At 40.6% G+C, this 25199-nt stretch carries 27 protein-coding genes; 13 read left to right on the top strand and 14 right to left on the bottom strand.

Translation table 11 applies throughout. The annotated features are described in order from the left end of the window. Positions 1-42 precede the first annotated feature (42 nt). Entirely contained in the window at positions 43-975 is a 933-nt protein-coding gene (gene ctlX / locus ACFS5N_RS03225; RefSeq protein ID WP_377182172.1) for a citrulline utilization hydrolase CtlX, read from the bottom strand. Positions 976-1020: 45 nt separating this feature from the next. Beyond that, the gene (locus ACFS5N_RS03230) at positions 1021-2475 is read right to left on the bottom strand and encodes an arginine deiminase family protein (protein ID WP_377182174.1); all 1455 of its coding nucleotides are present in this window, start codon (positions 2473-2475) and stop codon (positions 1021-1023) included. Between the two features lie 98 nt (positions 2476-2573). On the opposite strand from ACFS5N_RS03230, the gene argS reads away from it, so the two are divergent. The 13 genes from argS to ACFS5N_RS03295 all read left to right on the top strand — a co-directional run bounded on the left by argS (position 2574) and on the right by ACFS5N_RS03295 (position 12443). Further along, positions 2574-4337: an arginine--tRNA ligase gene (gene argS, locus ACFS5N_RS03235; protein ID WP_377182177.1), complete on the top strand. Its 1764-nt coding sequence runs from the start codon at positions 2574-2576 to the stop codon at positions 4335-4337. Between the two features lie 92 nt (positions 4338-4429). Further along, positions 4430-5293 carry an SDR family oxidoreductase gene (locus ACFS5N_RS03240; protein ID WP_377182179.1) on the top strand — a complete coding sequence of 288 codons (864 nt, stop codon included), beginning with the start codon at positions 4430-4432 and terminating at the stop codon, positions 5291-5293. A 6-nt stretch (positions 5294-5299) separates the two neighbouring features. Beyond that, positions 5300-5542: a hypothetical protein gene (locus ACFS5N_RS03245; RefSeq protein ID WP_377182181.1), complete on the top strand. Its 243-nt coding sequence runs from the start codon at positions 5300-5302 to the stop codon at positions 5540-5542. Between the two features lie 123 nt (positions 5543-5665). Next, positions 5666-5959, top strand: a complete 294-nt coding sequence (locus tag ACFS5N_RS03250; RefSeq protein WP_377182183.1) for a DUF3175 domain-containing protein — start codon at positions 5666-5668, stop codon at positions 5957-5959. Positions 5960-6071: 112 nt separating this feature from the next. Next, positions 6072-6848 (top strand): 3-keto-disaccharide hydrolase, encoded by a 777-nt coding sequence (locus ACFS5N_RS03255; protein ID WP_377182185.1) that lies wholly within the window; start codon positions 6072-6074, stop codon positions 6846-6848. Between the two features lie 204 nt (positions 6849-7052). Further along, on the top strand, positions 7053-7289 hold the full coding sequence (locus tag ACFS5N_RS03260) for a hypothetical protein (protein ID WP_377182187.1): 237 nt from the start codon (positions 7053-7055) through the stop codon (positions 7287-7289). Between the two features lie 88 nt (positions 7290-7377). Next, positions 7378-7848 carry a pyrophosphohydrolase domain-containing protein gene (locus tag ACFS5N_RS03265; protein ID WP_377182189.1) on the top strand — a complete coding sequence of 157 codons (471 nt, stop codon included), beginning with the start codon at positions 7378-7380 and terminating at the stop codon, positions 7846-7848. A 4-nt stretch (positions 7849-7852) separates the two neighbouring features. Continuing rightward, positions 7853-8530: a pseudouridine synthase gene (locus tag ACFS5N_RS03270; RefSeq protein ID WP_377182191.1), complete on the top strand. Its 678-nt coding sequence runs from the start codon at positions 7853-7855 to the stop codon at positions 8528-8530. A gap of 37 nt (positions 8531-8567) precedes the next feature. After that, entirely contained in the window at positions 8568-8840 is a 273-nt protein-coding gene (locus ACFS5N_RS03275) for a hypothetical protein (protein ID WP_377182193.1), read from the top strand. 71 nt (positions 8841-8911) lie between these two features. Next, a complete protein-coding gene (locus tag ACFS5N_RS03280; RefSeq protein WP_377182196.1) occupies positions 8912-9460 on the top strand; it encodes a DUF4337 domain-containing protein in 549 nt (182 codons plus the stop codon). Between the two features lie 14 nt (positions 9461-9474). Then, complete coding sequence (locus ACFS5N_RS03285; protein ID WP_377182198.1) at positions 9475-10854, top strand: putative oxidoreductase C-terminal domain-containing protein; 1380 nt, start codon at positions 9475-9477, stop codon at positions 10852-10854. Between the two features lie 24 nt (positions 10855-10878). Then, complete coding sequence (locus ACFS5N_RS03290) at positions 10879-12180, top strand: DEAD/DEAH box helicase (RefSeq protein WP_377182200.1); 1302 nt, start codon at positions 10879-10881, stop codon at positions 12178-12180. Between the two features lie 5 nt (positions 12181-12185). Continuing rightward, positions 12186-12443, top strand: coding sequence for a DUF1456 family protein (locus ACFS5N_RS03295; protein ID WP_377182202.1), 258 nt, complete (start codon positions 12186-12188; stop codon positions 12441-12443). Here the strand turns inward: ACFS5N_RS03295 and ACFS5N_RS03300 are convergent. The 12 genes from ACFS5N_RS03300 to spt form a co-directional block, all read right to left on the bottom strand. Then, positions 12437-13009 carry a CAP domain-containing protein gene (locus tag ACFS5N_RS03300; protein ID WP_377182204.1) on the bottom strand — a complete coding sequence of 191 codons (573 nt, stop codon included), beginning with the start codon at positions 13007-13009 and terminating at the stop codon, positions 12437-12439. The two genes, ACFS5N_RS03295 and ACFS5N_RS03300, sit on opposite strands and share 7 nt — an antisense overlap. Before the next feature lie 120 nt (positions 13010-13129). After that, positions 13130-13903, bottom strand: a complete 774-nt coding sequence (locus ACFS5N_RS03305; RefSeq protein ID WP_377182206.1) for a hypothetical protein — start codon at positions 13901-13903, stop codon at positions 13130-13132. Positions 13904-14067: 164 nt separating this feature from the next. Continuing rightward, positions 14068-15006: a phosphatase PAP2 family protein gene (locus ACFS5N_RS03310; RefSeq protein ID WP_377182208.1), complete on the bottom strand. Its 939-nt coding sequence runs from the start codon at positions 15004-15006 to the stop codon at positions 14068-14070. A gap of 2 nt (positions 15007-15008) precedes the next feature. Next, the gene (locus ACFS5N_RS03315) at positions 15009-15629 is read right to left on the bottom strand and encodes a sterol desaturase family protein (RefSeq protein WP_377182210.1); all 621 of its coding nucleotides are present in this window, start codon (positions 15627-15629) and stop codon (positions 15009-15011) included. 8 nt (positions 15630-15637) lie between these two features. Next, positions 15638-16207, bottom strand: coding sequence for a DUF4833 domain-containing protein (locus ACFS5N_RS03320; protein WP_377182212.1), 570 nt, complete (start codon positions 16205-16207; stop codon positions 15638-15640). A 6-nt stretch (positions 16208-16213) separates the two neighbouring features. Next, positions 16214-16930, bottom strand: coding sequence for a CDP-alcohol phosphatidyltransferase family protein (locus tag ACFS5N_RS03325; RefSeq protein ID WP_377182214.1), 717 nt, complete (start codon positions 16928-16930; stop codon positions 16214-16216). A gap of 18 nt (positions 16931-16948) precedes the next feature. Then, a complete protein-coding gene (locus ACFS5N_RS03330) occupies positions 16949-19507 on the bottom strand; it encodes a DUF5686 family protein (protein WP_377182216.1) in 2559 nt (852 codons plus the stop codon). A gap of 187 nt (positions 19508-19694) precedes the next feature. Further along, the gene (locus ACFS5N_RS03335) at positions 19695-20162 is read right to left on the bottom strand and encodes a phosphatidylglycerophosphatase A family protein (RefSeq protein WP_377182218.1); all 468 of its coding nucleotides are present in this window, start codon (positions 20160-20162) and stop codon (positions 19695-19697) included. Between the two features lie 2 nt (positions 20163-20164). Beyond that, positions 20165-21484, bottom strand: coding sequence for an inositol-3-phosphate synthase (locus ACFS5N_RS03340; protein WP_377182221.1), 1320 nt, complete (start codon positions 21482-21484; stop codon positions 20165-20167). 36 nt (positions 21485-21520) lie between these two features. Further along, positions 21521-22507: an NAD-dependent epimerase/dehydratase family protein gene (locus ACFS5N_RS03345; protein ID WP_377182223.1), complete on the bottom strand. Its 987-nt coding sequence runs from the start codon at positions 22505-22507 to the stop codon at positions 21521-21523. After that, positions 22504-23622, bottom strand: coding sequence for a GNAT family N-acetyltransferase (locus ACFS5N_RS03350; protein WP_377182225.1), 1119 nt, complete (start codon positions 23620-23622; stop codon positions 22504-22506). The genes ACFS5N_RS03345 and ACFS5N_RS03350 overlap by 4 nt, the downstream gene beginning before the upstream one ends. Positions 23623-23703: 81 nt before the next feature. Then, positions 23704-24912 (bottom strand): serine palmitoyltransferase, encoded by a 1209-nt coding sequence (gene spt / locus ACFS5N_RS03355; RefSeq protein ID WP_377182227.1) that lies wholly within the window; start codon positions 24910-24912, stop codon positions 23704-23706. Positions 24913-25199: the final 287 nt, after the last annotated feature.

Genomic DNA, 25199 nt, shown 5'->3' on the forward strand with positions numbered 1-25199 from the left:
GATCGAAATGTAATTTATTTGGTGGTAGCATGCATTCGCAGGTTAATTGTTGTTAACAAGGTCATTTAACGGCAAATGCACTTCTGCAATCATGCACCGAGCGCTTCCTCCACCATTGGTCTCAATCGTGTTAATATCCGCATAGATCAGCTTACCAAATGAAGAAAGTATGGCCTTTTGCTGATAGTTCAATGCATCAAACGCGCTCTTTGACATCACGATCAATGTTTCGCCGGCGTTGTTTTTAACCTCAAGCATATTACCGGCAAAATGGTTCATTTGGTCGAAGCTGATATCGATAATTTGCTTGCCGGTATTTTTCAATGAATGTATAAATCCTTCTTTTTCCATTTCGTTAGTGACGCTACCCAGGCAAGCCACAGCGAAATTGGTACCGAGACACATCATCACGTTAGTATGGTATATGGCAAAGTTATTTTGATCAAACGCATGAAAAGCTAATGGTCGATAACCTGTCTGTTTACAAAATGCATCAAGCACTTCCTGGTTGGTTCTGGGTGAAAGGCAAGCGTTGGCAATTTTGTTTTCACGATCCAATACCATGCTGCCGGTACCTTCCAAAAACTGCCCCTGATGTTCAAAACGGCTAAGGTCTATGACATGCCTTACCTTAAAATTATCTTCCAGTTTAAGAATGATGTCTTCGCGACGCTCCAGCCTGCGATTTTCTGCTTGCATAGGGTAAGTGAATACATCGCCACTCTCGTGAAATGATATCCAATTATTCGGAAAAATAGAGTCTGGAGTATGTGGCTCAACTGTGTCTTCAATCACTGTTACAGAAACACCGTTATTGCGCAAGGTTTCCACTAATCCGTCAAACTCAGCCAGGGCCCGGTTTTGTATGGATTCTTTTTCACCACCTTGTTTTTGGAAAGCATTGCTAGCCGCCGTCTGCTCGTTAAAGCCAAAGCTTACCGGGCGAATCATTAACAGATTTGAAGTAGACTGCATTTTTGTATTTATACTGTAACAACACTAATTTTTTTCAATTGTTAGCTAAATAATGGCGTCTCGTTGAAGTGGCATGCTCATACAATGAAAACCTCCTCTAGCCCTTGAAAGTTCGGCTGATGGCATAAGAATCAAAGTATCTCGTAAATTTTGAGGGTCAGCTTCATCTGTCTCAAACTTTCTGAGTAAATCTTTCACCTTTATTACCTGGAAACCGTTTTTTCTGAACGCTTCAACTGTTTTATCATTACGGTCATACCCCAATACAACCCCCTCTTTTATAGCCAGCAAATTACACGAATCTGTCCATTGTTCCCGGGCGTCGTAAGGGAAGGTATCGTTACCCGAGTAGATGAATTTGGTAGGCTCAGTGCTATGCAGGTCATTTTGACTTATATCATTCAGTAAATCTTCAATACCGTTAAATGTCCGCGGCTTCTTTTTCCCTTTTTCAAACTGGATAATCTCGGTACGATCTTTATCTTTCACCTTTTTATCAGCAAACCACGCTATAGGTTCGCTGTCCTCGGCAGGTAGTTGGTTAGTGGCTAATGAATGTAGTAACACCCAAACATTACGTTTTACCTGTGTAAACACAGTGTCAATATGCATATAATCGCGGCGGTGCGGAATCTTAACAATCGTAATCTTCTTCACTACATCATTGGCAAATAATAGCTTTATAGCCTCGTTAGCTCCGCTTGCCGAGGTGCGTTCACTACAACCTATTACCAGATGATTGGGGCTGATCATCATCACATCACCGCCCTCTAAAGTGGTCTTCTCATCCTGCTCCTCGCCGGGGCGTAAAAAATGCTGCACAGTTTCAGGAATCTCCAGAATATTATCACGATAAGCGGCAAATAAAGGATGATTGAAAAAAATATATCGCGCCAGCAAAGTTTCACGGGAGCGGGCCTTTTTTGCAGGTTTATTCAGTAACATAAAGCTATTTATAGCGATACCGATGTCTCTTGAAAAAATCAGGTTAGGAATTGGAGCAAAGATCATCTCATTGCTATCCAACGATCCTGAGATAAAGATTTTGGCCAGTTCTGCCGGGGCTGTATCAGTTAGCCTTTGTTGAAGGCGGTAATTGCAGCTTTCAATGGCACAAACCGATGCCGTTAGTTTATTGCGGATATCTTCATCCTGTAAAATGTCTGCCAATAAACTTTGTATTTCAATGACTTTGTTTGATGAATAAAATTCCTTGTTGTCTGGTTTGAAAAAATTGCGATTGTGCTCACGGGCGTCGATTTCTTTTAACCGGCCTTTTATTTTTTGGGGATCAAGAAAGTAAAGTAACAGCTTAATATAATAATCATATTCATTTTTGCGCATGCTGTCCAGGTGTACAATATCTTCAAAAAGCCAATCCTGCGCCTTTGAGGGCACTACACGGCCAAGTCCGTTGTCCGGGCTGTGAATTAATAAAGCGCGCAACTGACCTATTTCTGAACTTACGTTTAACTCGAAATCTTTACCGGGTTTTATCATAAAATATAACTAACAATACAAAGCTATTCAGATTTCGCGGTTATCCAAACAGGTCAATCTTTCGCCTAAGTTCCCGACTAAAATGTTAATTTTGCTGCATGAATTTTATAATTGATGCCACCGTTAAGGCTATAAAAACACTTTATCAAACAGATATAGATGTGTCTGCGGTAAGTTTGCAGGAAACCCGTAAAGAGTTCGAAGGTCAGGTTACTATTGTCACATTCCCGTTTACCAGGTTCTCTAAAAAGTCTCCGGAGCAAACGGGTGCAGAGATAGGTGAGTATTTAAAAAGCGAACTTGCCGAGGTATCAGCATTTAATGTTATAAAAGGATTTTTAAATATCTCCATAGCTGACGCATATTGGGTAGATCAATTAAATAACGTAATCACTGCCAACGATTTTGGGATTTTTAAGCCAAACGGTAAAAAAGTTATGGTTGAGTATTCATCACCAAACACCAATAAACCATTGCATCTGGGACATGTCCGCAACAACCTTCTGGGCTATTCAGTTGCTCAGATTTTAGCAGCCGCAGGGTACGAAGTAATTAAAGCGAATTTGGTTAATGACCGCGGCATACATATCTGCAAATCAATGCTGGCCTGGCAAAAGTTTGGCAATGGCGAAACTCCGGAATCAACCGGTATGAAAGGAGATCATTTGGTTGGTAAATACTACGTGATTTTTGACAAAGAGTATAAAAAACAGATAGAGGAGTTAAAGCTGCAAGGCCAAACCGAAGAAGAAGCTAAAAAGAATGCGCCGCTGATTAAAGAAGCGCAAGAAATGCTTTTGAAATGGGAAGCTGGCGACGACGAGGTAATTAATCTGTGGCAAACCATGAATGGGTGGGTTTATGCCGGTTTTGAAGCTACCTACCATAAAATGGGCGTAGCGTTTGATAAATATTATTACGAAAGTAACACCTATTTGTTAGGTAAAGACATAGTAGAGGAGGGTCTTGAGAAAGGCGTTTTCTTTAAAAAAGAAGATGGCTCGGTTTGGATTGATCTGACCGACGAAGGACTTGACCAGAAACTGGTTTTACGTGCTGATGGCACCTCGGTTTACATTACTCAGGATATGGGTACAGCACAACTGAAGTATGATGATTACCAAATGGATGAATCAATCTATGTGGTAGGTAATGAGCAGGATTATCACTTTAAGGTACTGTTTTTGATTTTGCATAAACTGGGTAAAAGTTGGGCTAAGGGACTATATCACCTTTCATACGGCATGGTTGATCTGCCATCTGGCAAAATGAAATCACGTGAGGGTACGGTAGTTGATGCTGATGACCTGATTGCCGAAATGGAGGCGACAGCTAAGGAACAGACCGAGGCATTAGGTAAGGTTAATGATTTTAGTCAGCATGAAAAAGAGCAGTTGTATCATACTATTGGAATGGGCGCACTGAAGTATTTTCTTTTAAAAGTTGACCCGAAGAAACGGCTGTTGTTTGATCCCAATGAATCTGTAGATTTTCAGGGGCATACAGGGCCATTTATACAATATACACACGCACGTATTAAGTCTGTCTTAAGTAGGGCAAACGTATTGGATATTAAAGCTAAGCGAACCGAACTGGCGCCCGAAGAGCGCGATTTAATTATGCTGTTAACTCAATTTCCGGTAACTATAAAGCAAGCGGCAACCGACCATAATCCGGGTGCAATAGCTAATTATGCTTACGAAGTAGCTAAGGGTTATAATAAATTTTATCACGAACACTCGATATTGCAAGCAGAAGACGAATTAGTTAGACAATTCAGATTGCAGTTATCTGCGGCTTGTGCCAAGGTAATCAATAAAGCTATGGCTATGCTTGGTATTTTGGTACCTGAACGTATGTAAATACTGCGTGGGTAGGCGTGGTTTTTACGCATTTTTTCTTTTCCAGAAACATTATCCCAAAAAACCTGGTTTGAAAACAAGGAGGAATGGATATGGAATCGACAATAAAATCACCTGAAGTACCAGAAAAACAAGATAAGCAGCCCGGCATTGAGGCAGAAATGTCTCCCCGGCCAGAGTATATTAAAGCCGATTATAAAGCAGCCGGTAAACTTAACGGCAAAACAGCGCTGGTAACAGGCGGCGATAGCGGCATTGGTAGGGCTGCTAGCGTACACTTTGCCAGTGAAGGTGCAGATGTGGCCATTGTTTATCTTAATGAGGATGTGGATGCAATTGAAACCCGCGACATCATTACATCTTTAGGTCGCAAGTGCTTGCTGATAAAGGGTGATGTTAAAGAAAGTGCGTTTTGTAAAAATGCCGTAAAACAAACAATTGATGAGTTTGGAAAACTCAATATATTGGTAAATAATGCCGGGATGCAAATTCCGCAAAAAGACCCCAAATCAATTGATGAAGAGCAATTGATAGATACTTTCCGTACCAATATCTTCGCTTATTTTAATTTTGCTAATGAGGCGTTGAACTATTTACACGAGGGCGATGTCATCATTAATACCACATCTGTAACCGCCTATCGCTCATCGCCAAACTTAATCGATTATTCGTCCACAAAAGGCGCTATTACTTCATTTACGCGCTCATTGGCCACAAACCTGGTTGACCGAAAGATCAGGGTAAATGCTGTTGCTCCGGGGCCGGTTTGGACGCCGCTTATTGTGGCAACTTTTGATGAAGAAAAGATAAAAAGCTTCGGTTCAGAAACTGCCATGGGGCGCGCAGGGCAACCTTCTGAACTTGGACCTGCATATGTGTTTTTAGCTTCAGACGATAGTTCGTTTATCACCGGCCAGGTTATTCACGTAAATGGGGGCGAAGTAGTAAACGGCTAATACCGGATGAAGGTGAGTATTGCCAAATACCTGCTTGGTATAGGGTGGCTTATTTCGGTAAGTTATAATGCAGAAGCGCAATTTAATGACACCACGCATTACCATATCGCCTTAGCGCCAACGGGATCAATTAACCGGACACACACCAGTTATACTTATTTACTAAATAATGCGCTTAAGTTTGATGTTAAGAAAAAAAACATGACGATTGATTTTACCAATACTTGGGTTTATGGGCGCCAAAATTGAAAAATGGTTGAGCTTTACCACATCTTTAAATTATGCAAGGCAAAACCGTACGCAGAGTGAGAACTTATTGTTAACATACGGAATATCGGTTGAAAAATATTTTTAAATCATCAATAGTATTATATGGCACAACGAAGAAAACGAAAATTGTGGTCGGCTAAAGTGACTAAAGAAAGTAATGCTATGGATCTGCAGAAAAACATTTTCAAGTCAAAAGATCCCAGAAAAATAGCGCGTTCAATAAAGCATTCGGCCGAAGAAAGTGAACGCCGTAAGACATCTCCATTTCAAAGCGCTATGTCAATGATTAACTTTTATGAAAACCGAGCAGGTAGAAATCTCACCAAAACCCAAAAGCGACCTTTAGAGATGGCGAAGAATGAATTACGACGGCTATTTCATCGGCCTGCCAAATAAAACTAATGCACAATCTGTAACAATGATCTTAATATTTGGCTAACGTGTCTAACTTGTTTAGGCGGGATAATTTTTTTGTTTATGTTTGCTATCCAAACTACTCAAAAAAATTATGAACAAAAAACACTCATTGGTGCTGGCGATGATACTTGCAGCAAGCACTTTAGCAGCTAATGCACAAATGAAACACGAGGATACTGAAGTTTATGAACCAGTACCTCCGGTAGTAACTCCAGGTAAAGTTTTAGGCGATGCACCGTCAGATGCTATTATATTATTTGATGGTAAAAACCTTGATCAATGGACACAAACAGACCACAGGGGTGAGCCGGCTAACTGGAATGTTGCTGATAACATACTAACTGTAAACAAACACGCCGGTAATATTGAAACCAAAAAATCATTTGGCAGCTATCAGCTACACGTTGAATGGCGTATTCCTTCAAATATTACCGGTAGCGATCAGGCACGGGGTAATAGCGGCGTTTTTTTAGCCTCATTAGGTAAAGGCGACGCCGGGTATGAACTACAGGTGCTTGACTCCTACAAAAACAAAACTTACGTAAATGGCCAGGCGGGCAGTATTTATAAACAATTTATCCCATTAGTTAATCCGGCAAGGCCTCCGGGCGAATGGCAAACCTATGATGTGATCTGGACAGCGCCATCATTTAATGAAGACGGTACTGTTAAAACTCCTGCAAGGGCAACTGTATTATTTAATGGTGTGCTGGTACAAAATAACGTATCACTGTTAGGGCCGACTATTTATGTAGGTAAACCAACTTACGAAAATGCAAAACACGGGCCCGCACCTATAAAATTACAGGCCCACGGTGACAGAAGCGAACCTATAAGCTACCGCAACATATGGGTTAGAGAGCTTTAAAGCGACTTTTTAAATAAAAGTTTAATAAAAAGCCATTTTGTTGAAACAATTTTCAACAAAATGGCTTTTTTGTTATAGTGATAATAAACTTAGAAAGTATTAATGGGCTGGGATATACACATTATCATTAAGTCAACCTAATTTTTTAACTTACTGGAAATAAGTATATTGATTTTTACTCAATCTAGAACGACAACAACGATTATGAAAAAACTCCCCCTGGTTTTTTGTTCAGTGCTTTTTGCATGTACCTCCAAAAAAGAAATCGTAAACAATCAAGTTATATTTGATAAGCATCCGCAGCCATATCGTGTTGCGTCAATAGGCGAGTGGAACCATGATTACGCGGTATACACCCTGGTAGATATGAAAAACATTTATTTTACTGTAAAAGCTCACAAGGTTAAAGCGCTAAAAAAGGGTGATGTTTACATTCCCTGAGAGTTATCAACCTTTCATTGATTAATAGTTGCTTATTCATAACTTAGCGATCAAGAACACAATCCACGCTATTTATAAAAAGCTTGTTATGATTAAAGATTTAAATTCGCTGAACCAGGTTGCAGAATTTCATACTACGTTTAAACATCCCATTTTACCTGAACCTACTATCCCTTCGCCTGAGCGTTGCAAGCTGCGTGTTGAATTGCTTGCAGAAGAATTAAAAGAGCTACAACAAGCCATAAATGATAACAACATAGTTGAAATAGCCGATGCACTTTGCGACTTGCAATATGTATTATCGGGTGCTGTGTTAGAATTTGGCTTAGGCGAAAAGTTCAAGGAACTTTTTGATGAAGTACACCGCTCCAATATGAGTAAGGCGTGTAAGTCTTTAGAAGAGGCTAATGATACTATCGCTCATTATAAAGGCAAAAACAATACTGAATCATATCATAAAGAGATTGATGGCCTTTTCCTGGTTTATCGCACCCAGGATGATAAAACTTTAAAATCCGTTAATTATTCGCCGGCCGATCTGGCTAAGATAATAGGTTGATTAAATGCTCGATATCCTTTATCGGGACAATCATCTGATCGCCATAAATAAACCGCATGGCTTATTGGTACATCGTTCGCCTATAGCGGCCGACGCCAGCGAGTTTGCATTGCAATTGTTGCGCGATCAGGTGGGAGCAAGGGTAAACCCGGTTCACCGTTTAGACAGGGCAACCGCCGGCATATTATTGTTTGCTTTTGATAAAGAAACCGAGGTTGCCATGCAATTACAGTTTGCCAATGATAAAGTCAACAAAACTTATCTGGCGATTGTGCGCGGGTATGCGCACGATGCGGAGGATATAAATCATCCGCTTAAAAAAGACAATGGCACCCTACAGGAGGCATTTACTCGTTACACCACATTAATGCGGGCTGAATTGCCGGTACCTTTTGGCAAACATGAAACATCCAGGTATTCGCTCATTGAAGTTAAGCCTTCGACGGGACGTATGCACCAGATACGTAAGCACATGAGTCATGTCAATCATCCTATAATTGGCGACACAACGCATGGCTGCAATAAACAAAACAAGCTTTTCAGAGAACGCTGGGAAATGACTACGTTAATGCTGCACGCTTCCAAACTTCATTTCATTCACCCTGTAACGGAAAATGAGACAACTATTGAGGCGCCTGTTAATTCAGAATTTAAACGGGTTATGGATTTAATGAACTGGTGAAGCGCAAACAAACACAATTATATTTTGTAGTTATGGCATGACAGGTCAGCTAAATTATACCATTTATAAAGATGGTGAAGAACATAGCATCACCATCACCCCCGTAAACCAAAACATACCAGGCGGCAATTTATACTCGACAGGCATTTTTAAATTGACCGAGGGCCCGGTAGGCTTGGGTGATATTATTTTTGACGATAAAATGCAGCAGTGGGAATATACCGGCCTTGGCGATTTAACTCATCAGGAAGCTGCAGAGATAGCAGGCTTTATAAAAGTGAATGATACCGAGCAGGAAAGCGCGCCATGATTTACAGGTATTGCGTATAAGCATTTCTAATTTTACCTTTATGTCAGCGTAAGTGTTTACATCCCCCTATAATGGACGAAATAGAAAACTACTCAGAAAAAATTCACGAACAGAGTAACGAGCATGCGCACCATATGCTTGAAGAAGGTAAAGAGCGGTGGGTGTTGTTTGTAGCCCTTTCTACCGCTTTAATAGCTGTATTAGCAGCAATTACCGGTTTATTAGCCGGCGAGCATGCTGACGAAGCTATGCTGTCTCAAATTCGTGCGTCAGACCAATGGGCATTCTATCAGGCAAAGGGTATTAAAACTGAAACCTTGAACCAAAGCAGCAAGTTATTGATAGCTTTAGGCAAGGTGCCCGCGGCTGACGACCAGGCAAAAATTGCAGAGAACAAAAAAGAACAAACCGAAATAAAAGAAAAAGCTGAAGAGTTTCAGAAAGAATCCGCCATGCACAGTGCCAAGCATAGCGTATTTGCACGCGGCATTACCTTATTTCAAATATCAATTGCCATAGGTGCTATTTCCATTATTGTAAAGCGACGCAATTTGTGGCTGGTAAGTATGGGTTTTGCTTGTATCGGTATCTACTTTTTAGTTCAGGGCTTGTGGTTTTAAAATCGATAATAGTTATGAAGAATGTTATAGGTAAATGTGTGCTGCTGGGCGCAATGCTCATTAATGTAGCTGCGAATGCACAACTTAAAGAGAATGAGAAGGTAAAGCTCATCACTTTAGATCCGGGGCATTTTCATGCTGCGCTGGTGCAAAAGTTTACCTTGCCCGACATCGAGCCTGATGTGTACGTATATGCACCTAAAGGGCCCGATGTAAAAATGCATTTGGAAAAAATTGATGCCTATAACTTTCGTAAAGACAAACCAACACATTGGAGCGAGATTGTTTACACCGGTCCGGATTTTTTTGAAAAAATGATTGCCGAAAAAAAAGGTAACGTAGTTGTTATGGCTGGCAACAACCGAAAAAAGACCGAATACATTAAAAAGTCTATTGATGCAGGTTTTAACGTCTTGGGCGATAAGCCAATGGCTATTGATAACGAGCATTTCGAGATGTTAAAAAGCGCCTTCACCGATGCCGCTAAAAAAAATCTGATATTATATGATATCATGACTGAGCGTTATGAGATAACCAATACTTTACAACGCGAGTTTGCTATGATTCCTGATGTATTTGGCGAACTAAAAAAAGGCACGCCTAAAGAACCCGGTGTAGAAATGACCAGCGTGCACTATTTCTACAAATTTGTTTCTGGCAGTGTGCTAAGCCGCCCCGACTGGTTCTTTGATGTAAAACAGCAAGGCGAAGGATTACAGGATGTTGGCGTCCATTTAGTTGATTTAACCCAATGGGAATGCTTTCCTGATAAAATTATAGACTATAAAAAGGATATTCAATTTAACAATGCGCGTCGCTGGCCGTCATATATTACTTTGAGCCAATTCAAAGCCATTACCAAGCTTGATGGTTTTCCGGCATTTTTGAAGGACAATGTAGTTAAAGATACCATCCTGAAAGTTTATGCTAATGGTTCTGTAAATTATAAGTTATTTGGCGTTAACGTTAAGCTTACCGCTAAATGGGCCTATGCAGCGCCCGATAATAGTGGAGACAGCCAAAACTCGGTTTTACATGGTACCAAAGCCGATTTATATGTGCGTCAGACTGCGGCAGAAAAATACACGCCGGTACTCTACATTGAACCAACAAATCCATCAGCGGATTACGAGCAGGTGTTAATGGCTCGCCTTAAAGATGTTCAGAAAAAATACCCCGGGGTTGATCTGAAAAAAAGCGCCAACGGCTGGGAGGTTGTTATCCCTGAAAAATATAAGGATGGTCATGAGGCTCATTTTGGTCGTGTCACTGAAAAATATTTAGGCTACCTGCGTGATGGCGATATGCCAGCCTGGGAAGTGCCGAATATGATAGCTAAATATTTTACCACCACCAGGGCATTGGCATTATCAAAAGGTACAAGCAAAAATTAGGCGCAATAGGGTTATCTTTGCTGCATGATAAAAGAGGCGCTGAGCAACCTGCATATAACTGCATTGAATGAAATGCAAAATGCCGCGCTTAATGCAGATACAAAGCGCGACCTGATCTTGCTTTCGCCAACAGGTTCTGGAAAAACACTTGGCTTTTTGCTGCCTGTAATCCAATCTCTTCAAAAGGATATAAGACTGGTGCAGGTGCTTATTTTAGTACCCTCGCGCGAATTAGCTTTGCAGATTGAGCAGGTATTTAAGGCCATGGCCACCGGTTTTAAAGTTAATTGCTGCTATGGTGGTCATTCTACTAAAGTTGAAAAGAATAATCTGTCGCAGCCACCAGCTGTGCTAATTGGTACCCCGGGACGTATAGCTTTTCATTTACGGGAGGAGAGTTTTAGTGCAGATGCCCTGCATACCTTAGTTTTGGATGAGTTTGATAAATCGCTTGAATTTGGTTTCCAGGATGATATGTCGATAATTATTCGTCAGTTACCGAACCTTCAACGTCGTATTTTAACATCGGCTACCAAAATGAGCGATATACCTGCCTTTACAGGCATCCAAAAGGCAGTGGAGTTAAATTATCTGGGTAACCAAAACAATGCGCCCGACATCGTTTTAAAAACCATTAAAACAGAGGCCAGATATAAACTCGATACATTATTTGCGTTGATTTGCAAGATCGGAAATCACGCCACTTTGGTATTTTGCAATCATCGCGAAGCAGCCGATCATATTAGTAATTTGTTGTGGAACAGAGGTATTGAACACGGGCTGTATCATGGCGGGATGGAACAGGAGGACAGGGAGCGGGCCTTAATCAAATTTAGAAACGGCAGCCATCGTTTACTTGTTACAACTGATTTGGCTTCTCGCGGACTCGATATCCCCGAGATCGGATATATCATTCATTACCAGTTACCGGTTACTGAACAAGCTTTTATACATAGAAACGGCCGCACTGCGCGTATGCATGCAAAAGGTACTGCTTACCTTATTTTGGCAGATGATGAACTTCCGGCATATTTAAAACAAGAACCAGAGCGCGAACAACTTCTTGAAAACATATCTTTGCCTGAGGCAACTCCCTGGGCTACTTTGTATATTGCCGCAGGTAAAAAAGACAAAATCAACAAAATAGATATTGTTGGCTTGTTGTTAAAGAAGGGGGATGTAAGCAAAGAGGATGTTGGAAGGGTGGAAGTGCTGGATAAGGCCTCATATGTTGCTATTAATCGCTTTAAGATAAACGAACTGTTGCAGCGTATTAAAAACGAAAAAATAAAAAATAAGCGCGTTAAAATCGAACTGTCAAAATAAAGAATATGAGCAATAATGATATCATGAAAAAGCTGAGGGTGGCTATGAAGTTTACTGATGACGATATAATAAAAGTATTAGCGCTGGCAAATTTTCGAATAACCAAAACTGAGCTTGGCGCCATATTCAGGGCAGAAGATCATCCAAACTTTAAGCCTTGCGGCGACCAGATATTACGTAATTTCCTGAACGGATTGATTATTCATCAGCGAGGCCCTCGTCCGCCGAAACCGCAGGATAATCCGTCAAAAAAATCTCAATGATGCTCTTCTCGCACTGCACCTTGCACAATGTGTGCCCTACCATTTTTAATGAGCGCTTTCATGGCCGGCGAAAATTCGACACGACCACCAAAATCCTGCACCCAGTAAGTGTCGGTCATCCAAACACCCACTTCTTTAAAGTCAGGATTCATTAAATTTCTGCAATGACCTTCGCTATGAAGCCAGCCATCCATAACTTGCTCAATACTCATCTGGCCTTGGGCAATATTCTCGCCAACGGTAAAGCTTTGATAGCCAAAGTGTTTATACCCGGCGTTTTCAGCCCGTGCCATAGCATCGCGACCATCTTTACTGGTATGACTAAAATATTTTTTTGAGGCCATATCTTTGGCGTGCCCCTTGGCGGCCTTTTCCAGGTCATTGTTCCAGACAAGAGGCGGGGCCGGTGGCATATAAGTACCTCCGCAATCGCAACCTGCAGCACGGGTTTTATTGATTAAAGCCAAAAACTTTGTCTTAAACTTATCGGTGCCCGACGACTGGGCATGTATAGTGGAAACGTGCAGTGTTAAAATTAGACTGCACAAAAAAGTAAAATATTTCATTGAAGTAATATGATATTAAACGCAATGATCGGCAGTTTTATTTTCCAAGCTTTCGACGCCTTTTGCGAACCTGGTAAAACAGCACAAGAAGACATATTACGCCGATTGCTATAATCAGCATTACAATGAGGCTATCCTTTTGAGTGAGTTTGTTTTGATAGATTTCTTGCTGCTTAAACGTACTTTTTTTTTGACCTGAAGCGAATCCTGAGCTTTTGCAACTAGCTGTTGTTCGCTTTTTAGTAAGCTATCATTAATAAAGTCACGTCGCTTGGCAGCCGCATCCGCTTTATCATAATTTTTCATCCGATTATATAGTAGCACATAGTTATCCTGTACTTTTATCTCGTCTTTTTGCGCATGGCTTACTTTAGAAATTTTTAGCGCTTCATCCAAATCGTGCATGGCCAGGCTGTAATCTTTAATATCCATTTTGATGTTAGCCAATACCAGCAATGAAGCCATAATATTAGGTGTGTCCTTTAACGCTCTCGATAAAGAATTTGATTGAACCGCGAACCATTTAGCCTGAACCAAATCGTGCTGCGACCGGTATACTTTTGTCAGGTCATCAAATGAGGTACGTAAACCTACACTGTCATTCAATCTTGAATACAGGTGCAAAGCTTCATAAGTATAATATAAAGCCTGTGCCTGGAAATTTCTTTTAGTTCTGGAATCCAAATTATCCCACTTTAAATATTGGTTAGCCAGCTGGGTTAAAAGTGCCGACCGTAAGGTGTCATTCATTTCTATCCCAATCATCCTTTTTAAGGTGTCAATATTGGTAGGAAGCGTAGTAACCTGACGCGTAGCACTATCAGCACGCTGATTATAAGCGAATGTTTGGTATCCGGCAGCCAGAATTAACACGAGTAGGATAAGTTTCTTCATAAAGTTCGCTTTTTAAAGCGTAACTATTCGTAGTCAAAATGTATGCCCGTTTAGTTAACAATTTGACTGTTAGTTAGATGTGTTAATACAGGCGAACTAAATGTAGTATTATATATCTGGATTTGAAAGATAATAGTATAGAAAACTATACAGCAATATCGAATTTAACGAATGAAGGCTTCGTAGCTATCCAGAAAATTAGTTAAAAAGGAAACCCTGGTAAATAGTAAATTAAAAAGATTGATGCCAATAATAGCAGTAATCATACCCGCCAAAACATCAAGTACAAAGTGGTGGCTGGTATAAATAGCGGTAAGCCAAATACCAATCATTACGGTAATTAGAACCATCTTCATTACTCCAACATGGTTTCTAAATGCGTAGTAAACCACAATAATAGGATAAGCCGAGTGCAGGGAAGGCATAGCCGCAAAAACATTTGAGCCTTTTTGGTAGATGGATTGAAAGATATGTACGTTAAAAAAGTGATCAAAGCGTACCAGGCCGCCTGTATTGCCCGGTGTGTTAGCAATAAAGTTAAAACCGTGTTCCTGTATATACCACGGCGGCGCGGCAGGGAATGTGTAATAAACCACAAAACCAAGCAAGTTTACTACAAAAAAAGTCATCGCAAAGCATAAAAATTCGCGACGGTTTTTAAAGAAAAGATAAGCGGCAAAACTTAGTGGAACGGGTATCCAGCATAAATAAAACAAACCGCCAATTACGTCCAGATAACTTTTTGAATTGGCTTTCAAATATTCATTAGGCGTTAAAACCCTGCCATTAAAATTAATGCCGAAAAGGTGCTTTTCCAGATTATACAAGTCGGCTATATGCACTTTACTTATTGTATAGTTGGGGAAAGCCTTCATATAATCAAACAATATCCAGTAAACTATAAATACGCTAAAGCCTAATATAAACTTACGACTGATAGCTGATGCGTAGAAGCAGGTATTAAAAATCACCACCAGCACAATCTGGTCTGATTTAAAGCCTACCACCCATGTCGACAGTAATACATAGGCAACAGAAAGAAAAGTAACAGTTAAAATGGATTTGGTATTAACTACCGGGCCTTGAACAGTAGTGTCATTCATCGTTATTTTTTGATGAAGTCTGAACCAAAAATTTTATCCCATAAAGGAGAGCTTACACCATAACCTTTACTAGGAGTTTGGTAGTGGTGCAACATATGGTGTTGTTTTATAGCCTTCCATACCTTACCCTTAAAGTTAAAGTGATGGATAGCATAATGTGATAGGTCATAAAACAAATAACCTAAAATAAAGCCCGGGAAAAAACCGAAAATATAGTTGGCGGGCAATATGGCATTAAACAGAAAGTAAAAACCTGTAGCCAACGGAATGCTAACCGATGGCGGCAGTACCAAACGTTTAGCGTCGCTTGGATAGTCGTGGTGAACGCCATGGAAGATAAAATGCAAACGCAAACCGATTTTGTTTTTAGGTACATAATGAAACACAAAACGGTGCATAATGTACTCGGTAAACGTCCAAACAAATAAGCCAATAAAGAAATACTCGATATAAACCAAAGCGCCAATGTGCTTTACAAAGAAAGCGATATAGGTACTGGCTAATATAACCGGTACAAAAATATATACCGGTACCAGATAATGAACCTTAGATAAAGCTTCCAAAAGGTCGCTTTTAAACATTCGGGTTGATTCCTGTGAGTTGGATATGAAATTTTTTGCCATGGCTATAATCAGGGTTTAAAACGTTCTACTACTTCTTTGCCGGTTCCCGGGTCTGTCCCTTTAAATTCAACATAAACAATATTAGGTACCCAGAAAGATCCGCCTTCTATTTTGGCAAAGATACGGTTAACCTCCATTTGCTTCTGTGCAATTGTTGCGAAGATATGATATTTTCCGTCGTTACCCTTCATTAACAATAGTGGAATTTTTTTGTATGATACAAATCTGACATCCCATTGATCATTTCCAATTTTTTTAGTGACCAGGCCATAGGCAAATTTTCGCTGAATATAGTTCAAATCATCCCGTTCATTTTTACTGGCATAACGTATCCAATAAGGGTGTATTGGTTCATCCTCGTCAATGCGGCCGTTTGGGGCGTTTAATTCGTAAATAATGGTATTTGGGTTTGGTAAACGTTGCAAATAAAACAACCGTTGTATATTTTCAGCAGGCGTCGGGAATTTATCTTCATCAACCCAGTTAGCTTGCTTTGGAAATATTGTTTGTGCCTGTACACCATTAATTTGCCCGAACGAGCAAAGGCCGGTCAATAATAATAAAATAGATAATCTCATCGCAGCTTACTTCTTCTCTTGTTTCTCTAACGAGGCTTTGGCGTCTGTTAATCTTTTAAATGCTGTGATGTTGGTCAAAACCGCAAGTAATGCAATAGGGAAGGTGAATATTGACATTGTTTCAAATACGTGATACCTAACGCCCGGGACGTACAATTTGTAATTACCGCCTATATAAAGCGAACTCACACCGCAAATAATGGCACATAGGCCTATAGTAACTACACGTTCAGGGCGTTGCATTAAGCCTCCTTTACATTCAATACCCAAACCTTCAGCGCGGGCACGTACATAGCTTACCATCATTGAACCAATGAGGGCTATAAACGCAAATATTGAGCTCAGGAAATAGTGTTGTGCAATCAGGTAATAGCAAATGCCGAAAAACATAATCAGCTCACTGTATCTGTCAAGCACAGAATCATACAACGCACCGAAGGTAGACTTCATGTTGCCCAGGCGCGCAACTTGTCCGTCAAGCATATCAAATAAGCCTGCAAATAAAATTAATCCGCCGGCCCAGCCAATATAACTCAAGTCGCCGCGGTTGCCTTCTTCGCCGCCTATCACAAATATAACTGCTACACCAATGTTCAATACAAACCCAATGGTGGTAACCGCGTTGGGTGTCAAACCCAATTTGATTAGCACTTTTACAAAGGGATCAATCACTTTGTAAATACCAAGTTGCAGATTTGTACGCAGAGAAGTTTGTTGAGCCATTGATACTATGTGCGGGTTTTAAAAGTCAAGTTTTACCCTTACGCGAATGCCGTCAGCAGCCACACCCGGATGATCCAGATAATTAAATCTTCTGACATAATCGACGCGTATAAATTTAAAAATATTTTCGACACCAACGCTACCTTCAATATAAGGCGTATTCCCTAAGGTATAAGTAATCGGTGTGCCATCTGCCCTTACCGGAAACTGGTACAGATTAGGGTGCAGTGCCGGATTATTATTGTCGCCCAGTTGACCGTAAATGCCTTTAAAAGACACCACTTCACGCCATTTCAATTTCTGTAGTAAAGGAATCTTATTAAAAAAGAAACCCATAAAATGCTGGTCGATGTTAAGCGCCACGTATTTATCACTGACAAACTCCAGGAAGTTCATTAAGTTGTAAGAATACAGGTCGTAGGCATAAGTTTGGTTAGCGCGGAAAATGGTTAGTAACGGGTAGGGTACCTGGCCAAATATTTTACCGCCCTCAACAAACGAGTCGAAATAACCCAATTGCGATAAATAAGTTCTTCTGTCTATGCGCGCATGCACAGTTTGAAAATCATAGGAACCACCCACTATGCCTTTAAAATCGTGTGTATAATCAACACTTATAATCGGATTGGTGCTGGGAACGGGTACGCGGTATATTTTACCCTGGTAAAATTTCTCATTTGGCGCATAACGTAAATTTAATGAAACTTCGGCAGTAGTGAGGTTATTAATAAAACCAGTGTTATTCTGGAAATATAACGATCCGGCAGGAGTTTGTGTCCATTTCTTTAACGTCAGGCTGTAAGAAAAATGACTCTCAAACTCATGTACGTAATCAAACCGGTAAAAATCGTTGTACAGGTATTTATCGTTTTCGCCACGTTTAAATGATAGCAAAAAGTTATCCTCTTGCACAAATTGTAGTGCAGCCCCGGGTATTTTGGTATCGCGGTTAAAGCTTGCCCTTATGTAATTTTGCGGAAACTTATAAATTGATTTATTATTTAATGAGTAAGTTGCACTCAAAAAGCCTTTCCATTTTTCGTCCTTAAAACCGTAGGCCGCATAAGTTTCAAAGTAATAGCGGTTACTCAGTTCAGGAGTTGTACGGCCACCTAACCTCAGTTTTAAACCCTCGATAGGATTGAAGCTGTAGAAGGTATTTGACGGGCCCACCTCAAACCAGCCAAAAGATTTATAACCGGCAAATAATAAAGTCGCTATATCTAATGTTCGTTGAAAAGATTTCATGTGCGACAAACTATCTACGTTTTTATAAACCTTTGCCTCGGCTGTAGTTAGCGTATCCAGACGGTTTTGATCCCAGAATTTTTCTCCACGATGTGATATGGCGTAGTCTGCAGCGTCGTCTTCAACCCCCTTTTTGTAAGTTGTATCAGGACGTGGTTGATTCACGATGTAGTTTTTGTAAACTATAGTTCTGATACCAAATAAACCGCTGTTTTTATTTTTGTTAATACCAAAATCGGCCAGGTTGGTACTTTTGCTCAGGTGATAGCGGCCATCCGGGTTTTGCTCAAAATCCAGGTCGATATCCATCGACTTTACAAAGTTCAAGTTAATGTGCTTGTTGATGCCCAGCTTAGCCTTCTGTACAGCAAAATTGCCATCCTGTGTAATGTAAATCTTACCCTCAAACAACATATCTTCAAGATTGCGGGGAGTAAAGCTTAATTCTATTAATTTCTGACCGTTATCAAGCGTAACGGTATCAGTAATAAAATATTTGTAGAAGGTAGGCCCGCCATTGGCAATCGGGCTTAAAAAGTTATTGGTCATGAGGTTGATGCTATTATCATAAATATCAACCTTGGCATACATGTATTTAAAAAACTCAGTAATACCTTCTTTATCTATCGAGCCGCCGTAGTCAACTGTACGGGTACCCAAAACAACACTCCTTTCTTTCTCCGGTTGTTTGCGATAATAATACTGCGACAATTTCTCATCCAGGTACAAAGGCAACAGTGATTTTCCCGGGACGGTAGTGCTGTCGCGGTTTTGCAATACAAAATTGTATTTCTGTAAGAATTTTTTCTGCGCAAATTTATCTGACAGGTTAGCTATCGAGAACATCATTTTATCATATTCTCTGTACTCCACATAATTATACGCCTCAGGACGGTTTTGGTCACGGTGGGCAATAACCTGACGGATCAGTTCTACCGCGGGATTGCCTTTGTTACGATATTTCGGTTTTTTACCAGCCTTTACATCAACTTCCTGTAACTCTTCGGTCGACGGTATCAACCTTACGTTTACTACCTGGGCCACGCCGGGCGTAATATTGATATAAGCATCCTGATAGCCGACAAAGCTTACTTTTATTTGCTTAACAGGTTTATCTGTTGAAATAGAAAACCGGCCGTTGGCATTAGTAGGTGCGCCAATAGTTGTACCCATAAACCCCACGCTAACGAATGGCATTACCTCGTTTTTCTTGGAGCCACCATCGGTAACTACGCCAGTAACTGTAGTAGTCTGGGCAAATAGGGCAGAAGTATAAAATACTAAGAAAGCAAAAAATGTATACCTTCTTAAAAAATTTCTAAGATCCATCTTTATTTTTTATACAAACTCACTTAGTGCGGTGTTATTTTGGCGATGTGAATTTTCACAACATTTAAGCCATCAGTTTAAACCCGGCAGTGGTTTGAAAACGGGTGCAAAGGTAAAGAAATACTATAGACTTCTGTGGTCAAAAAGTCAAATAAACAGCACTGTTAATAAAAACAGACTTGTTTTACTAAAATTTGACATTTAGCACATGTAACCAGATCAGTATGTGCAAAACAACATTGGCATACACACCCGCCAGCACGTCGTCCGCCATAACCCCCCAGCCGCCCGGCAACGCTTCAAGTTTGCGAATAAACAGCGGTTTGGCAATGTCAAAAAACCGGAAAAGTATAAATCCGGCAACAACACAAAGAAAAGTAGCCGGTACAAAAAGCAGGCTCACAAATAAGCCGGCCACCTCGTCAATCACTACACGGCCGTGATCCTTACCCCATAAAGGTTCAACTTTATTACCACTCCATACGCCCAATGCGGTAACCAATACAATAAGCGGCAAAGCATAAATTAAAGCCGGATTAGTATCCTTAAATACTAAATACCAAACTACAGCAGCAAAAAAGGCCGCTACCGTGCCTACACCTTTACCTAAGTAACCGATGCCAAATACAGTAGCGGCCAGTTTATGAAACAACATGATTATGCGGTAACCAGGTCTTCGTAATAATCTAACCCTAAATGAGTAATCAGATCTTCGCCCATTAAGTAACGCAGCGTGTTTTCCAGTTTTATCAGTTGTTTGAAGATATCGTTCTCTGCAGGTAAGCCCGGCGCGGTTTGCGGCGATTTTAAGTAGAATGACAGCCATTCCTGTATACCGCTCATACCGGCACGCTTGGCAAAATCGCTAAATAAAGCCAAATCTAAAGCAATAGGAGCCGCTAAAATAGAGTCGCGGCACAAAAAATTGATTTTGATCTGCATTTTGTAACCCAGCCAGCCAAAAATGTCGATGTTATCCCAGCTCTCTTTGTTGTCGCCATGCGGAGGATAGTAATTGATACGGATCTTGTGAAAGATATCTCCATATAATTCAGGGTTTTCTTCTGGTTTGAAGATATCCTCTAACACACCCAATTTTGAAACCTCCTTAGTTTTAAAGTTATCCGGATCGTCTAACACCAAACCATCGCGGTTGCCCAAAATATTGGTTGAGAACCAGCCGCTCACACCTAGTGATCTGGCCGCCAGGCCTGGCGCCAAAACGGTTTTCATCAACGTTTGACCTGTTTTAAAATCTTTACCGGCTATAGGGGTATTAGTTTCTTTAGCGAGGTCGATCAATGCAGGTATATCAACTGTTAAGTTTGGTGCACCGTTAGCAAAGGGAATACCCAGTTTTAAAGCCGCGTAAGCATAGATCATACTTGGAGCGATCAAATGATCGTCGGCTTTTAAACCTGCCTCAAATTTATCTAAAGTGCTGTGAACGTCTGATGCTTCATAATAGATTTCAGTCGAACCGCACCATACCAACACAACGCGGTCAAGACCATTCTGCTCCTTAAAGTTTTGGATATCTTCCATCACCTGCTGAGCCAGTTCATAACGGGTGCCGGTTTTAACGTTAGTAGCAGTTAAGTTTTTTGCGTAATTCTGGTCAAACGCTGCTGTCATCGGTTTAATTTTTTCCAACTCATCTTTTACCGAGTAAAGTAAACCAGCATCAAGAACTTTTGCGTTCATGGCCGACTCGAATACGTTGTCAGTATATACATCCCATCCACCCCAAACAATATCATTTAGGTCGGCCAACGGCACGAAATCTTTAACTTTGGGACGACGATTTTCTGTACGTTTACCCAAACGGATGGTACCCATTTGAGTTAATGAACCAACCGGTTCAGCTAATCCTTTTTTTACTGCTTCTACGCCGGCAATAAGCGTAGTAGCCACAGCTCCCAAACCCGGAAGCAAAATACCAAGTTTACCCTCGGCAGGCTTAATGTTGCTTTTCATTGTGTAATGTTAAAATGTAGATGATATGTTGTATTACTATATCCAGTTATTATCCTTATACCATTGCAAGGTTTCTTGCAAACCTTTGGCTAAAGGGTACTGTGGGTTAAAGCCAAGATCATGTTTAGCCAGCTCAATGCTGCATGACCAGTTAACAGCCATTAACTCGTCCAGTTTTTCCAGATTAATAATAGGGGCAGAATTGCTAAAAGAACTAACTTTTTGTGATATGCCGGCAATTAATTTTACAAAATTTACCCACAGATGAAATTTGAACGCTTTTACCCCTAAAATAGTCTTTGTAAGGGTGCCCAGTTCGTGCCGGTCGTAAAAATTTCCGTCAGACAGGTTGTATGTTTTCATATCTCCGCAGTGTAAGGCTTTAACTGCGGTTTTTGCCAGATCGGTCACATAAATGAAACTGAGGTTTTGCCTGATGTTACCTATATATGGTTCCAGGTGGTTGCTAACTTGTTTAAAAAATATAAATATGCCAGTATCGCGTGGGCCATACACAGCGGTAGGGCGCAAAACAGTATAATTTAAGCCCTTTATGGCTTTTATTTTTTTCTCGGCTAATAACTTGCTTCTGCCGTATGCAGTAATCGGGTTAGGGTAGGTATCCTCAGTGATAACACCATCCAAAGTTTTTAGCGGACCGATGGCAGCAAGGCTGCTGATGAGCACAAACTTTTTCAAAGTATCGCCCAAAGCTAACGATGCTTCAGCCAGGTTAGCGGCGTACTCCGCGTTGATCTTGTTGTATTCGGCCTCTGAAATAGCGCGGGTAGCGCCCGCACCATGGATAATGTAATTGAAACGTTTATCCAGCAGCTCCGTTTTCAGTGAATCGACGTTTGAAAAATCAGGATAGATATATTGTATATCCAAACCTTTCAGGTGATCTATCTTACTGTTTTTGCGGATAGCCGCATAAACCTCGAGGTTATTGTGCAAAGCCGCCTGAATCAAGTGATACCCAACAAACCCGCTTGCACCGGTTATCAAAACCCTTTCCATCATATCGCTTTTTCGTAGATGCGGTACGTTTTATAGGGATCGCCTTTAATGGCTTCAATAGCCTTATTAATCATGGTATTGTTTTCCAGCGTCCAGCCCGCATCGGCATAATCATAACCTTTGCGTTTATACTCTTTAATAATGGTGCCATACAAAACCGCTTCAATACCCAGTTTACGATATCCTTCAACAACCCCAAGCGCATAAATGCGGATACCACGGATACTTTTCTTTCCAAATAACAATTTAAACAAACCTGTAGGCAACAGGCGCCCTTTTTTTATTTTTTGGAAGATGTTGTTATAATCGGGTAACGCTACAGCAAAACCTACAACATTTCCATCCTGCTCGGCTACTAAGGCAAAGTCCGGGTCGAGTATCAGTTTCAAGTCTTTAGCCAGCCAGTCAAATTCGTCATCGGTTAAGGGTACAAAACCTGTATTTTTATCCCAGGCGCTGTTATAAACCTCACGTAACTTGATAGTCTCGTTTTTGAAATCTTTGAGGTTCACCTTGCGAATGTATACGTTACTTCGTTTCAAACGCTCCTGCAGGGCATCAAGTAATTTAACCGATTTGTCATCATAGTTCTGGCCCTCCCAGTGCCAACCGATAAGATCGATCTGTTTATGGAAACCTGCTTTCTCGATCAGGTCAGCATAGTAGGGGAAGTTATAGGTAAACATTAACACTGGTGGCGTATCAAATCCTTTAATCAACAAACCGCAGGCCTCATTAGTCGAGAAGTTTACCGGGCCAATGAATTTGCCGTCGATCTCCTGGTCTTTCAGCCATTTAGCAGCAGTATTAAACAAAAGGTTGGCCGTCTCCTGATCGTTTATACAGTCGAAAAAACCCCAGAAACCATCATTGGCTTTATTATACTCATTGTGCGCATTATTTAATATGGCAGCAATTCGGCCAACTATTTTGTCGCCGTCATAAGCTAAAAAGCATTGCAGCTTATTGTGTTTATGGAACGGATGCTTGGTTAGCAAATCGCGTTGCGCGATGAATAATTCGGGGACGTAGTTTGCATCATCCTTATATAACTCATGAGGGAAATCAATAAATGCTGCAAGCTCTGATTTTGAACTTACGGATACTATCTTCTTCATTTCAGATTGCGAGGATTTATAGGAATTGGTAAAAAAAAATGCGGCCATTTGTTCAATGGCCGCATTTTATATAGCTGGTAATTATATTCTTTCTTTAACACCCAATACCACACCTACATCTTTGAATGCGCGGGTAATTTTATCAACGGCCTCTTCAATCTGCTCAAAGGTATGAGTAGCCATTAATGAGAAGCGCAGTAACGACGAATCTGAAGGTACAGCCGGCGACACTACCGGATTCACAAATATACCTGACGATTGCAAGTGCTTGGTCACCAGGAAAGTTTTGTCGTTATCTCTAACGTAGATAGGTAAGATCGGGCTTTCGGTTGGGCCAAGGTCAAATCCTTCGTCCAATAAAAGCTTCATAGCATAGTTAGTATTATCCCAAAGCTTTTGGATACGCTCTGGTTCTGACTCAATGATATCCAAAGCAGCGATAACGCTGGCTACTGAACCCGGTGTCATACTCGCACTAAACATTAATGAACGTGCGCGGTGTTTCATATAATCAATAGTATCAGCATCGGCAGCAATAAAACCACCTAATGATGCTAACGACTTACTGAAGGTGCTCATGATCAGGTCAACCTCATCTGTCACGCCGAAATGTGAAGCGGTTCCCGCGCCTTTTTCGCCGATAACACCCAGGCTATGCGCATCATCAACCATAATGTTAGCGCCATATTTGTCGGCCAAAACAGTTATCTCAGGCAGGCGGGCTATATCGCCTTCCATACTGAATATACCATCAACTACAATAACCTTGACAGCTTCTTCGGGGAGTAAGCTAAGCTTACGCTCTAAATCGGCCATGTCATTGTGCGCATATTTTATAACCTTCGAAAATGAAAGGCGGCTGCCGTCAATTAATGAGGCGTGATCGTATTCATCAAGTATTAAATAATCGTTTCTGCCTGAAACACATGAAAGCACTCCTAAATTAACCTGAAAGCCCGTGCTAAACAACACGGCTGCTTCTTTGCCAACATAAGAGGCTAATCTGTTTTCAAGTTCAATATGAATATCAAGTGTGCCATTTAAAAATCTTGAACCAGCACAGCCTGTACCATATTTGTCAATTGCTTTTTTAGATGCTTCTTTGATCTTAGGGTGGTTTGTTAGCCCCAGGTAAGAGTTTGATCCGAACATCAACACGCGTTTTCCGTTAATAATCACCTCTGTATCCTGCGCAGACTCAATGGGTCTGAAGTAAGGATACAAGCCCTTCTCCCTGATCATTGCCGCGTCTTTAAATTGGGCAATTTTCTCGTGTAATTTTTTAACCATGTATATTAACCCTGCTTAAATTTTTTGTAAAAATACCATGAATAAGTTTATAACCTACTATTTCGTCTGCAATTTTTTTTAACAGTCGAACTAATTGTTAGAAACACTGGTCTTCTCAATCCACAAATTAATTAAATTTTTTATTTATTTCAGGCCTATAATTTTCATTTTTTTTCAAAATAATATCACTTAACTGCTCTTATAAGTATGTATTGTAGTATTAACGTAAAAATCTTGTGAGGTAAGCGGTATTATTTGTTTATAAGCAGATATTCGCACACCCTAAC

This window comes from Mucilaginibacter ximonensis, assembly GCF_042686265.1.
Lineage (GTDB): Bacteria > Bacteroidota > Bacteroidia > Sphingobacteriales > Sphingobacteriaceae > Mucilaginibacter > Mucilaginibacter ximonensis.